At 40.0% G+C, this 20079-nt stretch carries 30 protein-coding genes; 14 read left to right on the top strand and 16 right to left on the bottom strand.

Annotated elements, in window-relative coordinates; translation table 11 throughout:
- Nucleotides 1-1968: a DNA topoisomerase IV subunit B gene (parE, locus tag GJU41_RS07420; RefSeq protein WP_070877371.1), complete on the bottom strand. Its 1968-nt coding sequence runs from the start codon at nt 1966-1968 to the stop codon at nt 1-3.
- 332 nt (nt 1969-2300) lie between these two features.
- Here parE and GJU41_RS07415 point away from each other — a divergent pair, with 332 nt between their 5' ends.
- From GJU41_RS07415 to GJU41_RS24910, 3 genes are read left to right on the top strand one after another with little or no spacing between them, the layout of a single operon-like run.
- Entirely contained in the window at nt 2301-2897 is a 597-nt protein-coding gene (locus GJU41_RS07415) for a PadR family transcriptional regulator (RefSeq protein ID WP_070877370.1), read from the top strand.
- A gap of 19 nt (nt 2898-2916) precedes the next feature.
- Entirely contained in the window at nt 2917-3216 is a 300-nt protein-coding gene (locus tag GJU41_RS24915; protein ID WP_070877369.1) for a hypothetical protein, read from the top strand.
- The gene (locus GJU41_RS24910; RefSeq protein ID WP_070877368.1) at nt 3210-3689 is read left to right on the top strand and encodes an MFS transporter; all 480 of its coding nucleotides are present in this window, start codon (nt 3210-3212) and stop codon (nt 3687-3689) included. Before GJU41_RS24915 ends, GJU41_RS24910 begins: the two co-directional genes overlap by 7 nt.
- A 125-nt stretch (nt 3690-3814) precedes the next feature.
- On the opposite strand, the gene GJU41_RS07405 is transcribed toward GJU41_RS24910, so the two are convergent.
- Entirely contained in the window at nt 3815-4228 is a 414-nt protein-coding gene (locus GJU41_RS07405; RefSeq protein ID WP_070877367.1) for a CoA-binding protein, read from the bottom strand.
- A gap of 115 nt (nt 4229-4343) precedes the next feature.
- Between GJU41_RS07405 and plsY the strand changes: the two genes are divergently transcribed.
- From plsY to GJU41_RS07390, 3 genes are all read left to right on the top strand, one after another.
- The gene (plsY, locus tag GJU41_RS07400) at nt 4344-4928 is read left to right on the top strand and encodes a glycerol-3-phosphate 1-O-acyltransferase PlsY (RefSeq protein WP_070877366.1); all 585 of its coding nucleotides are present in this window, start codon (nt 4344-4346) and stop codon (nt 4926-4928) included.
- A gap of 113 nt (nt 4929-5041) precedes the next feature.
- The gene (locus GJU41_RS07395) at nt 5042-6160 is read left to right on the top strand and encodes a CapA family protein (protein ID WP_428842544.1); all 1119 of its coding nucleotides are present in this window, start codon (nt 5042-5044) and stop codon (nt 6158-6160) included.
- Between the two features lie 70 nt (nt 6161-6230).
- On the top strand, nt 6231-6533 hold the full coding sequence (locus tag GJU41_RS07390) for a HesB/YadR/YfhF family protein (RefSeq protein WP_070877364.1): 303 nt from the start codon (nt 6231-6233) through the stop codon (nt 6531-6533).
- Nucleotides 6534-6545: 12 nt separating this feature from the next.
- On the opposite strand, the gene GJU41_RS07385 is transcribed toward GJU41_RS07390, so the two are convergent.
- The 7 genes from GJU41_RS07385 to acnA all read right to left on the bottom strand — a co-directional run bounded on the left by GJU41_RS07385 (nt 6546) and on the right by acnA (nt 11580).
- Nucleotides 6546-6848, bottom strand: coding sequence for a hypothetical protein (locus GJU41_RS07385; protein WP_070877363.1), 303 nt, complete (start codon nt 6846-6848; stop codon nt 6546-6548).
- A gap of 8 nt (nt 6849-6856) precedes the next feature.
- Nucleotides 6857-7273 carry an acyl-CoA thioesterase gene (locus GJU41_RS07380; RefSeq protein WP_070877362.1) on the bottom strand — a complete coding sequence of 139 codons (417 nt, stop codon included), beginning with the start codon at nt 7271-7273 and terminating at the stop codon, nt 6857-6859.
- 126 nt (nt 7274-7399) lie between these two features.
- Nucleotides 7400-7630 carry a small acid-soluble spore protein Tlp gene (tlp, locus tag GJU41_RS07375; RefSeq protein ID WP_070877361.1) on the bottom strand — a complete coding sequence of 77 codons (231 nt, stop codon included), beginning with the start codon at nt 7628-7630 and terminating at the stop codon, nt 7400-7402.
- A gap of 94 nt (nt 7631-7724) precedes the next feature.
- Nucleotides 7725-7868 (bottom strand): acid-soluble spore protein N, encoded by a 144-nt coding sequence (locus GJU41_RS07370; RefSeq protein WP_070877360.1) that lies wholly within the window; start codon nt 7866-7868, stop codon nt 7725-7727.
- A 68-nt stretch (nt 7869-7936) separates the two neighbouring features.
- Nucleotides 7937-8077 carry an FbpB family small basic protein gene (locus GJU41_RS07365; protein ID WP_375142520.1) on the bottom strand — a complete coding sequence of 47 codons (141 nt, stop codon included), beginning with the start codon at nt 8075-8077 and terminating at the stop codon, nt 7937-7939.
- 105 nt (nt 8078-8182) lie between these two features.
- Entirely contained in the window at nt 8183-8695 is a 513-nt protein-coding gene (locus GJU41_RS07360) for a TlpA family protein disulfide reductase (RefSeq protein WP_070877359.1), read from the bottom strand.
- Between the two features lie 158 nt (nt 8696-8853).
- Nucleotides 8854-11580 (bottom strand): aconitate hydratase AcnA, encoded by a 2727-nt coding sequence (gene acnA, locus GJU41_RS07355; protein ID WP_070877358.1) that lies wholly within the window; start codon nt 11578-11580, stop codon nt 8854-8856.
- Between the two features lie 242 nt (nt 11581-11822).
- Here acnA and sspO point away from each other — a divergent pair, with 242 nt between their 5' ends.
- Complete coding sequence (gene sspO / locus GJU41_RS07350; RefSeq protein WP_070877357.1) at nt 11823-11972, top strand: small acid-soluble spore protein SspO; 150 nt, start codon at nt 11823-11825, stop codon at nt 11970-11972.
- 34 nt (nt 11973-12006) lie between these two features.
- Here sspO and GJU41_RS07345 read toward each other — a convergent pair whose 3' ends face one another.
- Nucleotides 12007-12270: a hypothetical protein gene (locus GJU41_RS07345; protein ID WP_070877356.1), complete on the bottom strand. Its 264-nt coding sequence runs from the start codon at nt 12268-12270 to the stop codon at nt 12007-12009.
- A gap of 130 nt (nt 12271-12400) precedes the next feature.
- Between GJU41_RS07345 and GJU41_RS07340 the strand changes: the two genes are divergently transcribed.
- The 6 genes from GJU41_RS07340 to GJU41_RS07315 all read left to right on the top strand — a co-directional run bounded on the left by GJU41_RS07340 (nt 12401) and on the right by GJU41_RS07315 (nt 14781).
- Nucleotides 12401-12547, top strand: coding sequence for a small acid-soluble spore protein P (locus GJU41_RS07340; protein ID WP_070877355.1), 147 nt, complete (start codon nt 12401-12403; stop codon nt 12545-12547).
- 261 nt (nt 12548-12808) lie between these two features.
- Nucleotides 12809-13213 (top strand): Hsp20/alpha crystallin family protein, encoded by a 405-nt coding sequence (locus GJU41_RS07335; RefSeq protein ID WP_070877354.1) that lies wholly within the window; start codon nt 12809-12811, stop codon nt 13211-13213.
- Between the two features lie 134 nt (nt 13214-13347).
- Nucleotides 13348-13527 carry a hypothetical protein gene (locus GJU41_RS07330; protein WP_070877353.1) on the top strand — a complete coding sequence of 60 codons (180 nt, stop codon included), beginning with the start codon at nt 13348-13350 and terminating at the stop codon, nt 13525-13527.
- A 127-nt stretch (nt 13528-13654) separates the two neighbouring features.
- On the top strand, nt 13655-13942 hold the full coding sequence (locus tag GJU41_RS25355) for a YflJ family protein (RefSeq protein ID WP_318185314.1): 288 nt from the start codon (nt 13655-13657) through the stop codon (nt 13940-13942).
- A 147-nt stretch (nt 13943-14089) separates the two neighbouring features.
- Nucleotides 14090-14284 (top strand): hypothetical protein, encoded by a 195-nt coding sequence (locus GJU41_RS07320; RefSeq protein WP_070877352.1) that lies wholly within the window; start codon nt 14090-14092, stop codon nt 14282-14284.
- 71 nt (nt 14285-14355) lie between these two features.
- Nucleotides 14356-14781 carry a DUF2621 domain-containing protein gene (locus GJU41_RS07315; protein WP_070877351.1) on the top strand — a complete coding sequence of 142 codons (426 nt, stop codon included), beginning with the start codon at nt 14356-14358 and terminating at the stop codon, nt 14779-14781.
- 62 nt (nt 14782-14843) lie between these two features.
- Here GJU41_RS07315 and GJU41_RS07310 read toward each other — a convergent pair whose 3' ends face one another.
- The 3 genes from GJU41_RS07310 to GJU41_RS07300 all read right to left on the bottom strand — a co-directional run bounded on the left by GJU41_RS07310 (nt 14844) and on the right by GJU41_RS07300 (nt 16615).
- Nucleotides 14844-15326, bottom strand: a complete 483-nt coding sequence (locus GJU41_RS07310; RefSeq protein ID WP_070877350.1) for a CcdC family protein — start codon at nt 15324-15326, stop codon at nt 14844-14846.
- Between the two features lie 108 nt (nt 15327-15434).
- Nucleotides 15435-15794, bottom strand: coding sequence for a response regulator (locus GJU41_RS07305; protein ID WP_070877349.1), 360 nt, complete (start codon nt 15792-15794; stop codon nt 15435-15437).
- Nucleotides 15795-15907: 113 nt separating this feature from the next.
- Nucleotides 15908-16615, bottom strand: a complete 708-nt coding sequence (locus GJU41_RS07300) for a cytochrome c biogenesis CcdA family protein (RefSeq protein ID WP_070877348.1) — start codon at nt 16613-16615, stop codon at nt 15908-15910.
- Nucleotides 16616-16883: 268 nt separating this feature from the next.
- On the opposite strand from GJU41_RS07300, the gene GJU41_RS07295 reads away from it, so the two are divergent.
- Nucleotides 16884-17063, top strand: a complete 180-nt coding sequence (locus GJU41_RS07295; RefSeq protein ID WP_083328251.1) for an aspartyl-phosphate phosphatase Spo0E family protein — start codon at nt 16884-16886, stop codon at nt 17061-17063.
- Between the two features lie 70 nt (nt 17064-17133).
- Here GJU41_RS07295 and GJU41_RS07290 read toward each other — a convergent pair whose 3' ends face one another.
- The 3 genes from GJU41_RS07290 to tkt all read right to left on the bottom strand — a co-directional run bounded on the left by GJU41_RS07290 (nt 17134) and on the right by tkt (nt 20031).
- On the bottom strand, nt 17134-17352 hold the full coding sequence (locus GJU41_RS07290) for a YneF family protein (protein WP_070877347.1): 219 nt from the start codon (nt 17350-17352) through the stop codon (nt 17134-17136).
- A gap of 85 nt (nt 17353-17437) precedes the next feature.
- Entirely contained in the window at nt 17438-17884 is a 447-nt protein-coding gene (sirA, locus tag GJU41_RS07285) for a sporulation inhibitor of replication protein SirA (protein WP_070877346.1), read from the bottom strand.
- A gap of 140 nt (nt 17885-18024) precedes the next feature.
- Nucleotides 18025-20031 (bottom strand): transketolase, encoded by a 2007-nt coding sequence (tkt, locus tag GJU41_RS07280; protein WP_070877345.1) that lies wholly within the window; start codon nt 20029-20031, stop codon nt 18025-18027.
- Between the last annotated feature and the right edge of the window lie 48 nt (nt 20032-20079).

Genomic DNA, 20079 nt, shown 5'->3' with positions numbered 1-20079 from the left:
TTATTCCTCCTCTGCGACGGATAAGTTCTCGTTTTCTAAGATGTTGGTTTCTTCATCTAATCCAAATGCAACATTGCTTTCGATCCATTTCCGTCTTGGCTCAACCTTGTCACCCATCAATGTTGTGACACGTCTCTCAGCACGTGCGGCATCATCAATCCGGACACGGATCAATGTTCTCGTCTCTGGATCCATCGTCGTTTCCCAAAGCTGGTCTGCGTTCATTTCTCCAAGACCTTTGTAGCGCTGTATCATATAGCCTTTTCCTATTTTTTTCAGAACAACCTGAAGTTCTTCATCAGACCAGGCATATTCCACAATCGCTTTCTTTCCTGCCCCTTTGCTGACTTTGTATAAAGGAGGCAGTGCGATGAAAACTTTGCCTGCTTCGATGAGCGGCTTCATATAGCGGTAAAAGAAGGTCAAAATCAGCACTTGAATATGTGCTCCGTCTGTATCAGCATCTGTCATAATGATGACTTTATCGTAATTGCAGTCTTCCACATTGAAATCGGCTCCAACACCTGCTCCAATGGCATGAATGATTGTATTTATCTCTTCATTTTTGAAGATGTCGGCAAGTTTGGCTTTTTCTGTGTTAATGACTTTTCCGCGTAATGGAAGAACGGCCTGAAAGCGTCTGTCACGGCCCTGTTTCGCTGAACCTCCGGCAGAATCACCCTCAACCAGATAGATTTCATTTCGTGCTGGATTTCTGGATTGGGCGGGGGTAAGTTTTCCGCTGAGCGTTGCCTCTGAACGTTTTCTTTTCTTTCCGCTTCTTGCTTCCTCACGGGCTTTTCGTGCTGCTTCCCTTGCTTGAAAAGCTTTAATCGCTTTTCTGACGAGAAGCGTGCTTGTCTCCGGATTTTCCTCTAAAAAGTAGGCAAGGTTTTCCGATACGACAGAATCAACAGCAGATCTTGCCTCACTTGTGCCAAGCTTTCCTTTGGTCTGACCTTCAAATTGCAGGAGCTCTTCAGGAATCCGAACGGAAATGATAGCTGAAAGCCCTTCGCGTATATCCGATCCATCAAGGTTTTTATCTTTTTCTTTTAAAATGCCGACTTTTCTGGCGTATTCATTAAATGCGCGGGTCATCGCTGTTTTGGAACCCGCTTCATGTGTTCCGCCGTCTTTTGTCCGCACGTTATTTACGAATGAGAGGATGTTTTCTGAATAACCGTCATTAAATTGAAAAGCAAATTCAACTTCGATGCTGTTTTGTATCCCTTCAAAAGAAACAACATTGTGCAAGGAATCTTTTTCTTCATTCAAGTATGCGACAAAGGCTTCAATCCCTGTTTCATAGTGATAAACGTCTTTTGTTTGATTCCGTTCATCAATCAGCTCAATTTTCAGGCCTTTTAAAAGAAATGCTGATTCCCGTAAGCGCTCGCTTAATGTCTCAGCGTTATAGGTTGTTGTGCTGAATATAGAAGGATCAGGTTTAAAATGAATGATTGTGCCTGTCTTGCCTGATTTTCCGAGTTTCTCAAGTGTTGTTGCAGGTTTACCGCCATTTTCAAATCGCTGTTCATAGACAAATCCATCACGGTGGATGGTAACGACAACCCATTCAGACAGTGCGTTAACTACAGAGGCGCCAACCCCATGCAGGCCGCCGCTCGTTTTATAGCCGCCTTGTCCAAATTTTCCTCCGGCGTGCAGGACAGTCATAATGACTTCCGCTGTCGGTTTTCCAAGCTTGTGCATTCCTGTGGGCATTCCGCGCCCTTTGTCCTGAACAGACACACTGTTATCTTTATGTATTTTAACGATTATATGATCTCCAAATCCGCCAAGTGCTTCATCGACGGAATTATCAACGATTTCATAGACGAGGTGATGCAAGCCTCTCGCATCAGTGCTGCCGATATACATACCCGGTCTTTTCCGCACTGCTTCTAATCCTTCTAATACTTGAATCGCATCATCATTGTAATCAAACTGCTGCTGCTTACCCAAACGATTTAAGCTCCTTTCAAAAAAACAAATGTCACGTCAGAGATTGCTGCCCTTTAAGAACGTATGTTTCTATATCATATCTTACCATCAGGCAACGTGACAAGCCCTGCACCTTTACTCTCTTTCAAGTTTACCATTGTTTAGAAAAAGTGACGTATAAAAAATAAATATCCAAGCTATATTTTATCTGCTGCTAAGGATTTCGCAAACTAAATCTTAGCAGATGCAAGCTGAAATTGAAAATATTTTGGAAAAATGTTGAAAATGCTGCCGTTTATTTATATCATAATGATATATCAGTTTGATACATTAATCCATAAGGAGGCATCTCATTGTCGATTGAACACTCTATTTTAGCTGTGATCAGTTTTACTCCCGCTACAGGATACGATATTAAAAATGAATTTGAGACCAAAGCTTCAAGTCTTTTTTGGGGCATGAGCTATGGGAGCATCTATCCCAAGCTTAAAAACCTGGAGGAGAAAGGCTACATTTATTCTGTATTAAAAGAACAGGGCGGCCGGCAGAAAAAGCAATATGAACTGACGAAAAAAGGCTGGATTGAACTTGAAAACTGGCTGTCTGAAGCCCCGTCCTATCCTTCTGTGAAAGATGAATTATTTATGAAATTGGCCGCCTGGCATACAGAAATGGATGAAAATATTCTACTATCACATCTTGAGAAAAGAAAAGCTGAAAGTACGGAGCTTCTTCAATACGTCCGTCATTGGCAGCAAAACGGCACTTCATTTATTTCAAGTATCGGAATGATTGGCATCCGCTATGCAGAAATGAAATTGGAAACTGAAATCCGCTGGATAAATGAATCTGTTGAACAATTAAAAACGGATGCTCTCCCTCCATCACAAGACCCCCGCAGCATGGAAAAAAAGCTTCTTGAAAGGCGCAACAGCAAGTTGAATTCTTGAATTTACAGGAGGTTATGCTGTGAAGGCAGGTCTATTTAAACCTTTAAAAAACCCCGCTTACCGCTCGTTATTTAGTGCACAGGTTTTTTCCGACCTTGGCAATTGGCTTGATTTTATCGCCCTCCAGGTTATCATCGCCTATCACTGGCAATACGGGGAGGGCGCGATTGCTGCATTAATCACAATTATGGCCCTTCCCTGGGTCTTTATTGGACCTTTTGCAAGCGTCTTTATCGACCGGCGGCCGAAAAAGAGAAAAAGTCGTATTTGCATGAGCTTAAAGAAGGGATATGGCATATTAACAGGACTCCTTTGTTAAGAGCATCAATTCTCTTTGCTTCCATTTCTTTTTTTATCATTTTTTTGTATGATGGCCTGTTTATCTTCATCATTCAAAAACTTGGATTTGATGATGCCAGCTACGGGGTGGTTATAAGTGCAGTAGGTATTGGCAGTGTTATTGGCTCGCTTATTATGGGACAATGGAATGCATGGCAAATGAGTTCACTGCGATTTATGGCAATGGCCACATTCTTTAGCGGCATCATTATTGTTTTTACGGGGATCGGAGGATTAAAGATGTTTACAGCGGATCATTGGATTTGGTTTACCGGCGCGTTCATGCTTGGTCTGCTCGGTTCAATGTCTTCCATTCCTTTTGGTTATTTGCTGCAGTCTGAAACGCCTAAAGAATTGATGGGAAGGGTTTCTGCTGCAGCCATGGCAATGCAGACGCTTGCTATGCTTTCCGCTCCAACAGCGGGAGCGATTTTCTCCCAATGGACAGGGTAAGCAAGTGTACTTGTTTATGCAGGGGCTGCAACGCTTGTTTTAGGAGCGATTGCTGCATTTTACAAACCATCATCTTCTCTCAAGAATGAGAACATAGGAAAATCACAGGGCCATCCCCTGTGATTTCATTTTGTTAAAGCGTGTTCTACTTTAATGCAGCGGTCCATAATAACCGTGTAGCCTTTATCTTTTAACAAATGATACGCATCCTCATTTACCAGACCTAATTGAGCCCAGAAAACATCGGCATCAATTTGTAAAAACTCCTCTGCAACAGGAAGCAAATGCTCTGACCTGCGAAAAACATTCACAATGTCAATATGGCCGTCTATTTCTTTTAATGAACCAACTGCCTTCACACCCAAAGCTTCCTTAATCGTTGGATTCACCGGAATGATTTCATACCCTGCATCCTGCATTGCTTGACTGACCATGTAAGATGTGCGCTCAGGCTGATCTGACAGCCCAACGACAGCAATTCGTTTGCTCTTTTTTAATATTTTTCCGATTTCTTCTCTGGGTGGGATGGATATACTCATAGTAAAAACTCCTTTTGCATGATTTTTTTTCGTTTCTTTTTTATGACGTAGTCTTAAGTGCTAGTTACATGATAAAATAGTTTTATTCAATTATAGATTAAGGAGAGCGGATCCATTGATTATTGCAGCCATTATTATTTTAGCTTATTTACTCGGTTCCATTCCTTCTGGCCTTATTGTCGGGAAAGTGGGATACGGAATTGATATCCGTGAACATGGAAGCGGAAATCTGGGAGGAACGAATACATTCCGTACTCTTGGTGTAAAAGCAGGACTGCTTGTGACCATTGCGGATATATTAAAAGGAACGCTTGCAGCATCTCTCCCATACTTTTTTGGACTGGAAAACGTGCATCCGCTGCTGATCGGAATCTTCGCTGTCATCGGCCATACGTACCCGCTGTTCGCCAATTTCAAAGGCGGTAAAGCAGTTGCTACTTCAGGAGGAATTCTCTTGTTCTCGGCACCGCTTATGTTCGTGACGATGCTTGCTGTCTTTTTCCTCTTCCTATACTTATCAAAGTATGTATCGCTGTCATCCATGCTTACTGGCATCTATGCAATTATTTTCAGCATTTTCATCGGTGATCCGGTATTAATTGCAGTCGTCAGCATTCTGTCCCTTTTTGTTATATACCGTCATCGCGCCAATATTAAACGTATAAGAGAGAAAACAGAACCTAAAGTAAAATGGATTTAAAGCTGCCCCCGGGCAGCTTTTTTTAAATTTTCTACAGCATATATAGGATTTCCTTTTTTTATCCTATCGTTTATGATAAGAAAAAAAGAATAATTATAGGAGAAAACAACATGATGAAGAAATGGATCCTCTCAGCTGTCGTTCTGCTGGGCTTAATCGGAACGGCATTCTTTCTTTTGGCTGAACCAAAGGAAGATAAGGAATACCCTGTGAAAGCGCATTCTGGAATGAATGTGAATCAGCCGCCCAAATCCTTCAAATCAACCGTTACACTCTCGGCAATCGGAGATATATTAATTCACGGGCGCGTATACAATGATGCTAAAACAGGCAGCACTTATGATTTCAAACCAATGTTAAAAGAGGTAAAACCTTTGTTAGGCAAGAGTGACATCACATTCGCCAATCAGGAAACAATGATTGGCGGCACTGAAATTGGTTTATCCACTTATCCATCATTTAACAGCCCATTTGAGGTAGTTGATGCTTTTCAGGATGCAGGTGTTGATATAGCCGGGATTGCCAACAATCACACGCTTGACCGCGGCGAGAAGGCCATATTGAATGCGACAGACCGCTATGATGAAATCGGGATGCCTTATGTTGGCGGGTACCGCAACAGTCAAGATGCTGATACACCACGGGTCATCAACAAAAATGGCGTGAAATTAGGGTTTTTGGCTTATACATACGGCACTAACGGCATTCCGGTTCCAGAAGGAAAACCTCATCTCGTAAACTTAATTGATAAGCCGAAAATGATGAAAGATATTGAAGAAATGAAGAAGCTTTCAGATGCCGTTATTGTAAGCATGCACTGGGGAGTGGAATATATCCGGCTTCCTAATGAGGAGCAGCAGGAGCTTGCACAGTTTCTGGCTGATCAAGGCGTTCATTTAGTTATCGGTCATCATCCCCATGTCCTTCAGCCGATGGAATGGGTAAAAGGAAAAGATGGAAATAAAACATTTGTCGTATATTCTTTAGGAAACTTCCTATCAGGTCAAGTTGGTGAATACAAAGAAATCGGCGGAATTTTCTCCATAAATCTGACGAAAGCACTTACTAATGGAACTAAAAAAGTGGAGCTGACGGACCCAGGGTTCATTCCGACAATTGTCGTCAGTCAAAACAATCGGGCTTACCGTTTAAAAGAGCTGAAAAATGTTGATCAGACGCAAAATAAAGAGATTCAAGAGCACATGTTTCAGCATTTAAATGAAGAAAAATAAAAGTAATTTGCATCATTCTGTTTTTGAATTGTCTTTTCGTGGTATCGTATGAGAGAAGGAGTGATACTCATTGAATATACATATTAGTGACAAAGCTGCAGAGTGGTATCAGAAGGAAATGAATGTTGCAAGCGGAGATTCGTTTCGATTTTTTGTACGTTACGGAGGAAACAGCACCATTCAAAAGGGTTTTTCTTTAGGTGTAGTGAAAGATCAGCCAAAGGAAGCCGGCGCAAAAACAGAAAAAAACGGGATAATCTTTTTTATTGAAGAAAGTGACATATGGTATTTCGATCAGAACGACTTGGTCATTGACTTTGACGAAAAAAAAGGGGAACCCGTTTTTGATTATAAAAAAACCGCAGATAAATAATCTGCGGTTTTTTTAACGTAAACGGAAACGCTTAATATGTTCAACAAGGTTATGTGCTTCTAATACTCGAATTTGGACATCTCCCATAAGGTCAAAATGCGGAAAATCCTTGTCATGATGAATCCACTCTTTCCTTAATCCAAAGATTTCTCCCCATTCGATGAGTTTAGGCAAATCAGAGCAGCCTGCTTTTGTAACTGCGTGAGAGGCAGGAAATCTTGGATCTGTCCAAAAATGGGTCAGAAATGCAAGCTCTCCTTTTGCTACCTGCACTTTCCAATCAGCAAGTTCTTTGCGTTTAATTCCAAATGCCACTGAAATCCCTACTTTTTCGCTTTTTCATATGCCGCGTGCCATTCCGGATATTTTTTACGGATTTGAATCGGTTTGAAATTTTCTTTTTTGACGCACACATGGTTTGAAACTGCCTGAAGAGCCAGTTCTCCCTCAGGTGTGTACATTTCGTAGCCGTATGCCACTTTGAAGCCGTTATATTCTTCTATCCAAGTATGTACTCTGACTGTCTCCCCGTATTTCATCGGTTTTTTATACTGAACCTGCAGATCAATAACTGGTGAGATAATTCCTTCTTTCTCCATATCTGCATATGAAAAGCCCAGATCAGAAATCAGCTGCGTTCTGCCCACTTCCATCCATACTAAATAATTCGCATGATAAACGACACCCATCTGATCGGTTTCTGCATACCTTATTTCTATCTCTTTTTTTGAAACATGCATATGTGTTCCCTCTCCTTATGAAGCACCAAAATTTAGGTCAATGAATAAATATTATCATACCATACGCTCTCTTTTTCATACAAAAGATAAAGGATGTCCCTTTTTTAGGACATCCCTTGTTTTTAGTTATTTATAGCCATTCTCGCGTGCAGTGGCCTCATCCCTGATTTCAGCACGGAAACCTTCAAGACTTTCTTCACGGCGGTGGTTTTTAGCTTCAATGCGTGCTCTTTCTTCGCCGCTTGAAAACTCTGCCGTCTCTTGTGCCTTTTCAATATTTTCGATTGTATTTTGGACCATATCCTGCAGCTTTTCAACATTATCTGAACGATCGTCTGGATTTGCTTTATAACCCATGTGAACACATCCTTTTTTAAAATTTGATTAAAATAAGAAGAAATGCAAACAGACGGTAAGTTTACATAATAATTTTATGGAAACATTTTTTTGCTTACTCACCTTTTGTTTGCATTACCTGAGCATGTTCATGTGATTTATTTTGCATTTTTTTCCCTTTATTCCCGCCAAAACCTCTTGATTTTGTTCCAATGTGGTTTGGAGTGAAATGGCTTTGTTTATCATTCGAGTTTGTCATGATCTTTCGCCTCCTCACTTTTATCTTCACCAGTTGTGCGGCAATCATAACAGCCAAGTGTTGGGGATTTAGCTGAGCTTATCCAGCAGCCTTTGCTCTACTCTCTCTTCGAGCCGGTTTAAAGCTTCCTGGTCCTTCAGCAATTCCTTCTTATTTTCAAGAACTAATTCCTCAAATGTCATTTTTTTAATTTTTCTCAAGCGGGACACCTCCATACGTAATATATTCAGTTTTGCCATAATCAAGAAAAATAGTACAAGTTTTTAGAAAAAACAAAAAAAGACTGTTCAAATAATATGAACAGTCTCTTACAGTTACAGTTCCAGCAGCTTTTCCATTGTTTCCTTAGTCATTGCACCGCGGGAAATATTCATAATGTTTCCTTCTTCATCCAGAAAATAAGTTGTAGGATATGAATAAACTTCATATTGAACACTTACTCTTCCATCCTTATCCAAGGCTACAGGAAAGGTAAGTTTTCGTTTGGAGATAAATGACTCAACATCTTCTCTGCTTTTTTCAGCATTCGTCATATTTACAGCAAGAACAACCAGATTATCCGGATGCTCATTCTGCAGCTTTTGCATTTCAGGCATCTCCGCTTCGCACGGCGGACACCAAGTAGCCCAAAAATTCACCATCACTTTTTTGCCTTTAACGTCATCTAACTGAACGTTTTCTCCATTTAACATTTCAAGTTCGAATTCAGGCGGCTTGTTTCCAATCTCCAGCCCTTCTTTAGGTTCTTTAGGCAAGATGGCAAACCAGACTGCATAGCCCGCTAAAAATACCAGCAGACCAATGGCGAGTATTCGTTTCAATTTCATTTCCCCCTTGCTGCTTATCCCTTATAATTCAATTATATGTAAGTGTGATGGTATTAGGACAACCACCTAAATACGCTCTATTTTATTAAATCATCTCTTTTTAAAAAGAACAATAAAACCACGAAAAAAAAGGACGGAAACTCCGTCCTTTTCATCATTTAGCCTTTAATCTTTTCGCGCAGCACCATTTGAAGGATGCCGCCGTGACGGTAGTAGTCAACTTCAACATCACTGTCGAAACGGACAAGCACTTCAAATTCTTTTACACTGCCTTCTTCATCTATTGCTCTTACTTGAACATGGTCGCGAGGTTTAACTGTCTCATCAATCAGAACTTCGATTGTTTCTTTACCAGTTAAGCCAAGTACTTCAGCACTTTCACCTTGTTTGAACTGAAGCGGCAGAACACCCATGAAAACAAGGTTGCTTCTGTGAATACGCTCAAAGCTTTCAGCAATAACTGTTTTAATCCCTAGAAGGTTTGTGCCTTTTGCTGCCCAGTCACGTGAGCTTCCCATGCCATAATCTTTGCCGGCAAGAACGACAAGACCTGTTCCATCTTGTTTGTACTTCATGCAAGCGTCATAGATAGAAGTCACTTCGCCTGTTGGCCAGTAAGTTGTGTAGCCGCCCTCTGTTCCTGGTGCTACTTGGTTTTTGATGCGGATATTTGCAAATGTTCCGCGCATCATCACTTCATGATTTCCGCGGCGAGATCCGTATGAGTTAAATTCTCTCGGACTGACGCCTTTTTCCTGAAGGTAACGGCCTGCAGGAGTATCTTTCCCGATTGAACCAGCTGGCGAGATATGATCAGTTGTAACTGAATCTCCGAATTTTGCAACAACGCGCAAGTTCGTAAGCGGCTCAACTAGACCCGGCTCTGGATTTAAATTTTCAAAGAAAGGAGGATTTTGAATGTAAGTGGAATCCTGATCCCACTGATACAATGCCTCATCTGTCGTCTGAATCGCATTCCAGCGCTCGTTATCATCAAATACTCTGCCATATTCCTGACGGAAGAGCTCCGGTGTTACCGTTTGTTTTACAATCTCATTGATTTCGTCCATTGAAGGCCAGATATCGTTGAAGAAAACATCATTGCCATCCTTGTCTTTACCCAATGAATCATTTTTAAGATCAATATTCACTGTTCCAGCTAAAGCATATGCTACAACTAACGGAGGTGAAGCCAAATAGTTCCCTTTTACAAGCGGGTGAATTCTTCCTTCAAAGTTACGGTTTCCTGAAAGAACGGAAGTCACAAGCAAGTCATTTTCAGCAACTGCTTTTTCAATCTCTTCTGCAAGCGGACCAGAGTTCCCGATGCATGTTGTACATCCATAACCGACAACATTGAAGCCCAATTGGTTCATATATGGAAGCAATCCTGAATTCTCAAGGTAGCCTGTTACAACTTTTGAGCCTGGAGCTAAAGAAGTTTTCACATAAGCAGGAACCTTCATGCCTTTTTCGATTGCTTTTTTAGCTACTAAACCAGCTCCAACCAGTACATACGGGTTAGATGTGTTTGTGCAGCTTGTAATTGCAGCAATAGCAATTGCCCCAGTTTTCATTTTTGTTTCTTCACCGTTTGCAAGCGTTACGCTGATCTCTTTATTAGCTTCAGCTGCTTCTAAACCGAAGCCCTGGTTGCCTGCTGGAGCAGCAAGAGCTGTCTGGAACGATTTCTGCATAGCTGATAGAGGAATTAAATCTTGAGGACGCTTAGGACCTGAAAGATTTGCTTCAATCTGAGACAGATCAATTTCAACAACAGATGTGTAGACTGGCTCTACATCTGGTGAGAAGAACAATTCGTTTTCTTTGCAGTATGCCTCAACAACATCTACAAGCTCCTTGTCACGGCCAGTTAACTTCATGTATTCAAGTGATTCATCATCTACTGGGAAGAAACCGCAAGTTGCGCCGTATTCAGGTGCCATGTTGGCAATTGTTGCACGGTCTGCAAGCGGAAGCTGAGGTACACCAGGTCCGAAGAATTCAACAAACTTGCCTACAACGCCTTTTTGACGAAGGACTTGTGTTACTTTAAGCGCTAGGTCAGTAGCCGTAGTGCCATTTGGCATTTGGCCAGTCAATTTTACTCCGATTACTTCAGGAACAGGGAAATATGATGGCTGTCCAAGCATTCCAGCTTCAGCCTCAATGCCGCCGACACCCCATCCTAATACGCCGATGCCATTGATCATTGTTGTATGTGAATCCGTTCCTACTAGTGAATCTGGATATGTTTCAAATGTACCGTCTGCGCCTTCAACTGCATGAACAACGTTTGCCAGGTACTCAAGGTTTACCTGGTGAACGATTCCAGTTGCAGGAGGAACAGCGCGGTAATTATTAAACGCTTTCTTTGCCCAGCTCAAAAATTTATAGCGCTCAGCGTTGCGTTCAAATTCAAGTTCCATATTAAATTGCAGGGAGTCCATTGTTCCCGCTTTATCAACCTGTACAGAGTGGTCGATTACCAAGTCTACTGTAATTTCAGGGTTAATTACATCAGGGTTGCCGCCGATGTCTGCCATTGCCTTACGGAGTGAGGCAAGGTCTACTACAGCCGGCACGCCAGTGAAATCTTGCAGAATAACACGTGATGGCTTAAATGGCACATCAAGCTCTTTTTGCTCTGCAGTTCCCCATTTTGCTAAATTTTCAACATGTTCTTTTGTGATGACTCTTCCGTCTACTTGTCTTAATACAGACTCAAGCAGAACCTTAATTGAGTATGGCAATTTCGAAATATTGCCGACTCCTGCATCTTCTAATGCTTTTAATGAGTAATAGTTGTATGTTTTTCCGCCTACTGTAAAACTTTTACGCGCTTGGAAAACATCGTGATGTGATAATTGCTGTTGTTTCGTCATATGTTTTCTCCCCTTTTAAATCAAAATCGACGTGTGTCGAAACCTCGGTCTCTCCCACCAAATTATTCGCACAATTTCATCTTAATACATGTTTTAACATAAGTAAATAACAATGCTGTTATCAAACTACATAAGTAGTTCTTATAGTTGTAAACTTCAGTACTTTTTTAATATAAAGAATTGTAAACGCGCACATCATTTCCTCTAAGAAACAAACACTATATCCATGGGGGTGAAAGACAATGGCAAAACGTAAAGCAAACCATGTCATAGAAGGCATGAATGCTGCTTCTGCACAAGGAAAAGGGACTGGATATAATGAGGAATTTTCGAATGAGCCTCTAACTGCCGCCCAGAAGCAGAATAATAAAAAACGCAAAAAAAATCAGTAATCAAAAAACGACGGATTTCCCGTCGTTTTTTAACTTATTGTTCCTCAATATTCACTTCTGCAACAATTCTTGAGAGATCTTTCCTGTATTGCTCTAAAGTTGCACGCTGTGTTTCTGAAGCCACTTCTAGTGCATTGTTAATTTGTTCATATGCTTCATTCACTTCTTCTCTTAAGTGGCTGAGCTGAATACCGTAATCTGAACTGTCTTCTGAAAGCTGCTGATAAATATTTTCCGCCTGGGCGGTTCCTTGCTGAGCAGCCTGAAAAGCCTGCTGTTTATTCTTATGATAAGGCATATAATTCCCTCCTGTAGTAATGCTGATATGTAGCTTATTGTTGGACATAAATGGTCATATTATACAGCCTTTAACTTGTATGTTTGCACCGTAAAAGTTTCATCCTATTTAGAAAGGATGGTGAAAAAACATGGCCAATAAAAATGACAGCAAAGATATGCACAAAAATGCACCTAAAGGCGATAATCCGGGTCAGCCTGAACCTTTAAGCGGATCTAAAAAAGTGAAAAACCGCAACCATACCCGCCAAAAACATAATTCTCATCACGATATGTAAATACAGCAAAATGAACGGCTCTGCAGAAGGCATCCGTTCATGTATTTTTATTTTTATGGCCAAGCATGAACGCTCCTCACTAATAATAAAATATTTTATATAGCTCCCCTCAAATTTTAGATTACTTATGAAAACTCTTCTGCTGATCACTGTAAACCCTTTCAATGCTTAAACTCTTCTATATTTGTTTTACTTCCATTCACGCATTGTCTATGAACTGAATAAGATTTAAGTAGTATGGTTTTTGGAGGTCAATATGAGATGGATAAAAAAAAGCGTTCTAAGCCATCTGATCTAAGCTGTATTGAAGACTGGATGAATCAATTTTTCACAGATCCATTCTCAGCTCTGCTTGATTACCATTCTTTCCGTGTGGATTTATTTGAAACAAGTGATGAATATATCGTAGAAGCAGAATTCACAAATGTTAATCCAGAAGATATAAAAATAGTAACCAATCAAGAAACGCTAATTATCTCTGCCCATCCTTCTCTATCTGCAAATGAAGACAAAGATCAGCTGGAAAGATCCATTCTTCTTCCTTTTTCACTTGAGAAAAAAATGATAGAAGCCTTTTTTTCAAATGACATTCTGGAAGTCAAAATATGTAAAGAAGGCAGCTGTGCCCGTTCCGGGTGTCACATCCCTGTCCAATTTACAAATTAAAGCAAGATCTTGTCTTGCTTTTTGTTTTGAGTAAATCATTTTGAGAGAAATAGCACTTTTCCGTCTTAAGTAGGTGATGGTTTAGACAAGTCCTTTTCAATTCGCATATTAGTATTGAAAGGAGCGTGAAAGGTTTGGGTGTATATATTAAAAGTCTCGTCATTCATCAAATTACAGGCGGAGTAGTGAATTTCGGAAATTCCATTCATACAGGATCTAATGAAACAAGCAAAACCGTTCAGGATTCAGAGCAGGAAACGAGCGAAACGGCACCTGAAAAGATGCCGCCGTTAAGTGTCCGATTCCTTTTTTAATCCGGATTTTTTCGGGATTTGGGTTTGAACATTTATTTCAATTTTTTTTATCTCATTGTGCCCGCAGCGAGTGCATAGCTGGTTATCGTTTAAAAGCAGCATACAATTTGTACAATAATACTTCTCCATGTCTGAACCTCCTATAGAGCAATATATGTTAGGGAGGCTTGAAAGTTTCTTTATAATGGACTGTCCTTGTTCTGAAAAACTCCTTTTTATCATATTTTCTTCTAACTATACAAAAAGGGGTTTTCTTATGGCTTATTACGGATCTAAAGGATGGTATGTTAAAAAACTGAGAGAAATAGGGATCACAAAACACCCCATTGAAAGACGGAAATTGAAATTATACAAAACCTTCGTTCTCCGCAACCTCTATTTTCAGTTTACTCAAGAAACGGATGAAACTTCCTGATTTCGGGAGGTTTCTTTTCATGAGTAAATAGGACCAAAAAAATATGTTGATTCATCAAATTTTTACAATAATAAGGAAAATAATTCTTTTTTATAGTCGTTTTTAATCATATAATGAATATGAAACTGCTGATTAGGAGGAGCGTTTATGTCGTTACTGTATGAAATACTGTATCTTCCCACAAATTCCGGCACAATACGTATTGACCTGTCTTACAAGCGCTCTTTTTATATTGCACATGCTGAGCTGCTCGGACATATCTCATCAGGCAAAGACCGAAATAAACGCAATGCAATAAAAAAATCCCTGCTTGCGCTCTCAAAACAGGTTCAGTCCGGTTAAGACAACTTTTCAACCCCTTTTTCGTGGTGTATAATAAAGGCAGACTGCAGGCTGGATCGGGGGTTTGAAAGATGTTAGACGGCTGGTTTCTATGGTTTATCCTTTTTTGGGTCGTTTTCCTTGCAGGGATGCTCGGAATAGGCGGATTTTTTATGTTCCGGAAATTTTTAAAGCGTTTACCTAAGGAGGATGGAAAATCAGACCTTGATTGGGAAGATTACTATATACAGCAAACAAGGCACCTCTGGGATGCAAGGCAAAAAGAACTTTTAGAAGACCTTGTTGAACCAGTGCCTGAATTATTCAGAGATGTCGCAAGAGCTAAAATTGCAGGCAAAATAGGGGAAATAGCATTAAAGGAAAATGCAGATCAAATCACTCAGGACTTGGTCATTCGCGGATACATTACAGCTACGCCTAAACGAGATCATAAATTTCTGTTAAAAAGGCTTAAAGAAAAAGAAATCGATCATACACCTTACAGAGCTTTATTTTAAGAAAAACACAATATCCTTCCTATTCATTAAAAAAAACCCGCCGGAATCCTCTGGCGGGTTTTTCATGTAGCCTGGATATTTGGCGGGTTAAGCTGATTTTCGAGTTTCCGGTAGGAAAGATACATGGCAATACGCCAGGGCACAATCATTCCAAACGCTAGAATCCAGAACATACCGCTCAGTTCACCAACGTCAATCGTATTGCTCAAGTAAAATTTCAATGCGATTCTAATGATCAGCAGACCAATTAATATAAACGCAAAAGCTTTAGATCTTTTTAAATAAATCTTGTCGTCTTTCACTTCAAATGTTGATGTTTTAATTAAAAAAATAGAGAAAATACATCCGAGCGTGATCGCTTCCAAAAATTCAAGCGGAGTCACACGGAACATAGGATGCAAAAACATCAATGCACCAGTGCTCATAAAGATAGGCGGCAAGATAATCTTTCTGGCACTTGCAGGCTTTTTAGAAGCTCTCATGCGTATCATCATGACACCTAATGCCATAACTATTGCAATAATTGTTGAGTAAATGACCAACATGATCAATCCTTTTCACGGAGTTCCTTATATTATAATATACATTAGTCAAAAATAAAAAACCATCTCGTCAAATTTCCGATGGTTCTTCGATATAAATAGAGTTTGAATTTAACCCAGAACACGATTAATGGCGTTGTACACTCTCGTTTCATCAAATGGCTTAATGATGAAGTCCTTCGCTCCAGCTTCAATTGCTTCAACGACCATTTTCTGCTGCCCCATTGCTGAACACATGATAATCTTTGATTCAGGAAATTTTTTTGTAATTTCTTTTAATGCTTCAATCCCGTTCATTTCCGGCATTGTGATATCCATCGTAACCAGATCCGGCTGCAATATTTGATAAAGACGAACGGCTTCTGCTCCATTTTCAGCTTCTCCAGCAATTTCATGTCCATTGCTTGTCAGTATATTAGATAATGTCACTCTCATAAACTTGGCATCATCTACTATCAGCACTTTAGCCATGCAAGCTCCTCCTCACAGTGTTACCGAAAGAAATACTACTATTCTATGAGTTATTATATCAAAAAAAGGAGCAGAAGATAGTAAAAACGACCTAAAAAATAAAAATATTAGGTCTAAAATCCTGTAAACCCTCCAAACATTCTGCTGAAGACGATAATAATCTGTGTCATCCAGTTAAAAAAGAGCATGATACCGATCACAATCATCAGCAAGCCACCGAACTTCATGATTTTTAAATTATGTTTACGTATCCATCCAAGCCTTCCAATAAAAAACGCCAAAATTAGAAAAGGAATGGCAAAACCAAGCACATAAGCAAGCATGTAGAGCATAGCAGATCCTGGATTGCTTAATGTAAGAGCGAATACGGCTGTTAAGATCGGTCCTGTGCAAGGAGTCCATCCAGCTGCAAAAGCAAGTCCTATTAGAACAGAACCAAAATAACCGGATGGTCTGTTTTTCAATTCAAAACGGTGTTCTTTCATTAAAAACTTTGGCTGGAAAACACCAACTATCACTAATCCAAAGAAAATAATGAGAATCGCGCCAATTTGTCTGATTAAATCCTTATATTCAAAAAAGAATTCCCCGATAAATGAACTGCCAAAACCGAGCGCAATAAAAATAATTGAGAAGCCAAGCAAAAAGGATAGCGTGTGGAGAAAACTCCTTTTTTGCAGCATAGCATTTTCTGTTTTAATCTCACCGACCGATACTCCAGTTATGTATGATAAAAAGGCAGGATATAAAGGCAGGCAGCAAGGTGAAATAAAAGATAGAAAGCCTGCTCCAAATGCTAAAAACAAGTTCAAATCTGTCATTTGTGTGATTCTCCTCTCTTAGTTGAGTCACATTTCATTCTAGCAAATACATCCAAAGAATTATATGTTTCACTATGTGACATTTTTATGTCAATTCCTTAACATCTATGCAAAAGGATTTCTTCCTAGAGATGATACCTTTATAATAGTCATATATTAATTGGTAAAATCCTTATTTTCCCTTCGAATTTTTTTCCAATTTAGGATATAATAGAAATTATTAGCAAGCGGATCGGTTAGAACTTACATACAGAAAGGACAAGTTTTCGTGTCTAAACAAGAATTATTGAAACTTATTGAAAAAAAACGGGCGGAAATGATCGATATCGCAACGAAAAATGGAATAAACTCAAACGTGTCCATTCAATACAGTCAGGAACTCGATCACTTGCTGAATGAATACAATCGGTATAGCTACAGTTCAATAAAAAGAGTGACTTATTCTTAAAAAAACAAACAAAAAAGCACGCTCAGGGCGTGCTTTTTATCATATAAAAATCCCGCATCACACGGAATTTTTATTTTGCTTGATTGTTCATCATTTTCATCATTTGATTGATTTTCTTTTGGGATGGTTTCATTCCCATTTGCATCATCATCATTTTTAACATTTGCTCGTTAATTGGCGGATTTTTCTTCAAGTAACTCATCATATACTGGCGAGCAATGAAAAATCCTAGTGCTACCCCAGCAATTAATGCCAGAACGCCTACTAGAATGACTACCCACAGATCCATCGTATTTCCTCCTTCATGTTGTCTATTTTACAGTGTACTAAACCATAGGATATTATACAACAAATACTCCATAATTTCTGCCTTATTAGACAAATTTTCTTTCTTTTATCGGTTTTAGCCAGCCGTATCGTTTTGCTTCAAAATCCATAGCTAAAAAACAGGAGTCAATTTTCCTGAGTATTTCAAAAAAGATCGCTTCCATATCAAAGCTTCCAATTGAAGTGACTTCTATATATTGATCTCTTACTTGAAGCAAGGCATTCCCCTGCTTGGATTCACTGTCGATGCGGTGATGCCCTTCGATATGAGCATAATTGTATCTGTTCGTTAAACTTGATTCAATCATGTGATCTATAGATTCAGCCGAAATAGACTTCGTTACGTATCTGATTTGTTTATATAGGTGATTAAATTCCAGCTGCTCAGGGCTTGTCCGGAGATATTCCTGAAAAAGATGGAACAGTTTCGCTTCTCGGCCAAAAAAGTGGTTCGCAAATTCCTCTTCTATTAAATAGACATAATAGTGCCTCATTCTTCCACCCCTCCGAAATGACTGTTATCGTCAATTATAAGGGAACGAAGCGTTAGAAATTTGTCTAAATAACAGAGGGATGCATCACTTTTTTTGTCGAAAAAGAGAGAACGATCAAAATCGTTCTCTCTCAGAGGTGATTATTGTTCAAGCAATGCTTTTACTCTTGCCATTACGTTTTCAACAGTAAAGCCATATTCTTTCATAATTTTATCTCCAGGTGCAGATGCGCCAAACTGGTTGATGGCAAGTACATCGCCTTCATCGCCTGTATAGCGTTCCCAGCCAAGAGGAGCTGCCATTTCAATCGCAAGACGTTTCTTAACCGTCTTAGGAAGAACGGAATCACGGTATTCTTTTGATTGACTCTCAAATCGGTTCCATGATGGCATGCTGACAACAGCAACATCAATACCTTCTTTAAGAAGCGCATCCTGTGCTTCAACCGCAAGGCCTACTTCAGATCCTGTAGCTAATAACAGGGCATCCGCTGTTTCCTTTTTACTTGGTGAGATTGTATATGCTCCTTTAGAAACACCATCATAGGCAGTTTCAGAGGTGCCTTTAATTGTTTTTAAGTTTTGTCTAGTAAGAACAAGTGCAGTTGGAGACATTTCTGACTCCATTGCAATACGCCATGCTGCAGCAGTTTCATTACCATCTGCAGGACGAATAACGGATAAGTTAGGCATTGCACGTAGAGAAGGAAGCTGTTCAATCGGCTCATGAGTCGGTCCGTCTTCCCCAACAGCAATACTGTCATGTGTGAATACATACGTAACAGGAAGTCCCATAAGAGCTGCTAATCTGATTGCCGGACGGAGGTAATCAGAGAATACGAAGAATGTACCTCCATATACTCGCAGGCCGCCATGCAGGGCCATGCCATTTAATGCAGCACCCATTGCAAATTCACGGACACCAAACCAGATATTTCGCCCGCTGTAATCCTTAGCTGTGAAATCTGCCGCACCTTTTATCGATGTGTTGTTAGAACCCGCTAAATCAGCTGATCCTCCAAAGATATAAGGAATGTTTTTAGCAAGACCATTTAATACCTCACCTGAAGATGCACGAGATGCAAGTGCTTTTCCTTCTTCATATACAGGAACAGCTGCATCCCAGTTTTCCAGCAATTCGCCTTTAATGCCGGCGTTCAGCTGTTTAGCAAGCTCTGGATATTCTTTTTGGTAGCTATCGAATAGAGAATTCCATTCCTGCTCTTTTTTAGATCCGAATTGTTCGGCAGATTCCTTGAAATGAGCATAAACTTCATCTGGAACGTAGAAGTCTTCTTCAAATGTCCAAGCGTAAGCTTCTTTTGTCAATTTAATTTCGTCAATTCCAAGCGGCTTGCCGTGTACGTCAGACTTGCCTGACATATTTGGAGATCCGTACCCGATTGTTGTTTTCACTTCAATTAATGTTGGACGAGTTTCATCTTGTTTAGCGGCTTCAATAGCTTTAGAAATTTCATTTAAATTATTGCCGTCTTCAACACGGATAACCTGCCATCCAATTGACTTAAAGCGATCTTCAACATTTTCAGAGAATGAGCGATCTAAGTCGCCATCAAGCGAAATATCATTTGAATCGTATAAAACGACTAATTTTCCAAGCTTCAGGTGACCTGCTAGAGATGCTGCTTCAGAAGAAATACCCTCCATCAAGTCTCCATCTCCGCAAATAGCGTATGTGTAGTGATCTACTACAGGATATGACTCTTTATTGTATGTATGTGCAAGATGACGCTCTGCCATGGCCATACCAACAGCCATGCCGATACCCTGTCCCAACGGACCCGTAGTTGCATCTACACCTGCAGTGTGATGGAATTCAGGGTGGCCTGGAGTTTTACTTCCCCATTGTCTGAAAGATTTAATATCTTCCATTGAAAGATCATAGCCTGATAAATGAAGCAGACTATATAATAGCATCGAGCCATGACCTGCCGATAAGACAAAACGGTCACGGTTAAACCATTCCGGGTTTTTAGGATTATGATTCATATATTGTGTCCAAAGTGCGTAAGCCATTGGAGCTGCCCCCATAGGCATTCCAGGATGTCCTGAATTTGCTTTCTCGATTGCATCGATCGATAATGTTCGGATCGTAGCAATAGATAAGTCTTGAATTGAATGTGACATAATTTGATCCATCCTTTCAGAAATAACTTTCTACTTTCTTATCATAGC

Origin of the sequence: Metabacillus idriensis (genome assembly GCF_009674765.1) — a bacterium.
In the GTDB taxonomy this organism is placed as follows: domain Bacteria; phylum Bacillota; class Bacilli; order Bacillales; family Bacillaceae; genus Bacillus_P; species Bacillus_P idriensis.
Note: the sequence above shows the minus strand (reverse complement) of the source record. Positions and strands in the feature narration are given on the sequence as shown.

Bases quoted from the DNA above. Each gene is read 5' to 3' on its own strand.
- GJU41_RS07405 (WP_070877367.1), bottom strand. From the start codon at position 4,228: ATGAGTATATCCATCCCACCCAGAGAAGAAATCGGAAAAATATTAAAA.
- GJU41_RS07395 (WP_428842544.1), top strand. From the start codon at position 5,042: ATGAAGAAATGGATCCTCTCAGCTGTCGTTCTGCTGGGCTTAATCGGA.
- GJU41_RS07380 (WP_070877362.1), bottom strand. From the start codon at position 7,273: ATGCATGTTTCAAAAAAAGAGATAGAAATAAGGTATGCAGAAACCGAT.
- tlp (WP_070877361.1), bottom strand. From the start codon at position 7,630: ATGGGTTATAAAGCAAATCCAGACGATCGTTCAGATAATGTTGAAAAG.
- GJU41_RS07370 (WP_070877360.1), bottom strand. From the start codon at position 7,868: ATGACAAACTCGAATGATAAACAAAGCCATTTCACTCCAAACCACATT.
- GJU41_RS07360 (WP_070877359.1), bottom strand. From the start codon at position 8,695: ATGAAATTGAAACGAATACTCGCCATTGGTCTGCTGGTATTTTTAGCG.
- acnA (WP_070877358.1), bottom strand. From the start codon at position 11,580: ATGACGAAACAACAGCAATTATCACATCACGATGTTTTCCAAGCGCGT.
- sspO (WP_070877357.1), top strand. From the start codon at position 11,823: ATGGCAAAACGTAAAGCAAACCATGTCATAGAAGGCATGAATGCTGCT.
- GJU41_RS07345 (WP_070877356.1), bottom strand. From the start codon at position 12,270: ATGCCTTATCATAAGAATAAACAGCAGGCTTTTCAGGCTGCTCAGCAA.
- GJU41_RS07340 (WP_070877355.1), top strand. From the start codon at position 12,401: ATGGCCAATAAAAATGACAGCAAAGATATGCACAAAAATGCACCTAAA.
- GJU41_RS07335 (WP_070877354.1), top strand. From the start codon at position 12,809: ATGGATAAAAAAAAGCGTTCTAAGCCATCTGATCTAAGCTGTATTGAA.
- GJU41_RS25355 (WP_318185314.1), top strand. From the start codon at position 13,655: ATGTCTGAACCTCCTATAGAGCAATATATGTTAGGGAGGCTTGAAAGT.
- GJU41_RS07320 (WP_070877352.1), top strand. From the start codon at position 14,090: ATGTCGTTACTGTATGAAATACTGTATCTTCCCACAAATTCCGGCACA.
- GJU41_RS07315 (WP_070877351.1), top strand. From the start codon at position 14,356: ATGTTAGACGGCTGGTTTCTATGGTTTATCCTTTTTTGGGTCGTTTTC.
- GJU41_RS07310 (WP_070877350.1), bottom strand. From the start codon at position 15,326: ATGTTGGTCATTTACTCAACAATTATTGCAATAGTTATGGCATTAGGT.
- GJU41_RS07305 (WP_070877349.1), bottom strand. From the start codon at position 15,794: ATGGCTAAAGTGCTGATAGTAGATGATGCCAAGTTTATGAGAGTGACA.
- GJU41_RS07300 (WP_070877348.1), bottom strand. From the start codon at position 16,615: ATGACAGATTTGAACTTGTTTTTAGCATTTGGAGCAGGCTTTCTATCT.
- GJU41_RS07290 (WP_070877347.1), bottom strand. From the start codon at position 17,352: ATGGATCTGTGGGTAGTCATTCTAGTAGGCGTTCTGGCATTAATTGCT.
- sirA (WP_070877346.1), bottom strand. From the start codon at position 17,884: ATGAGGCACTATTATGTCTATTTAATAGAAGAGGAATTTGCGAACCAC.
- tkt (WP_070877345.1), bottom strand. From the start codon at position 20,031: ATGTCACATTCAATTCAAGACTTATCTATTGCTACGATCCGAACATTA.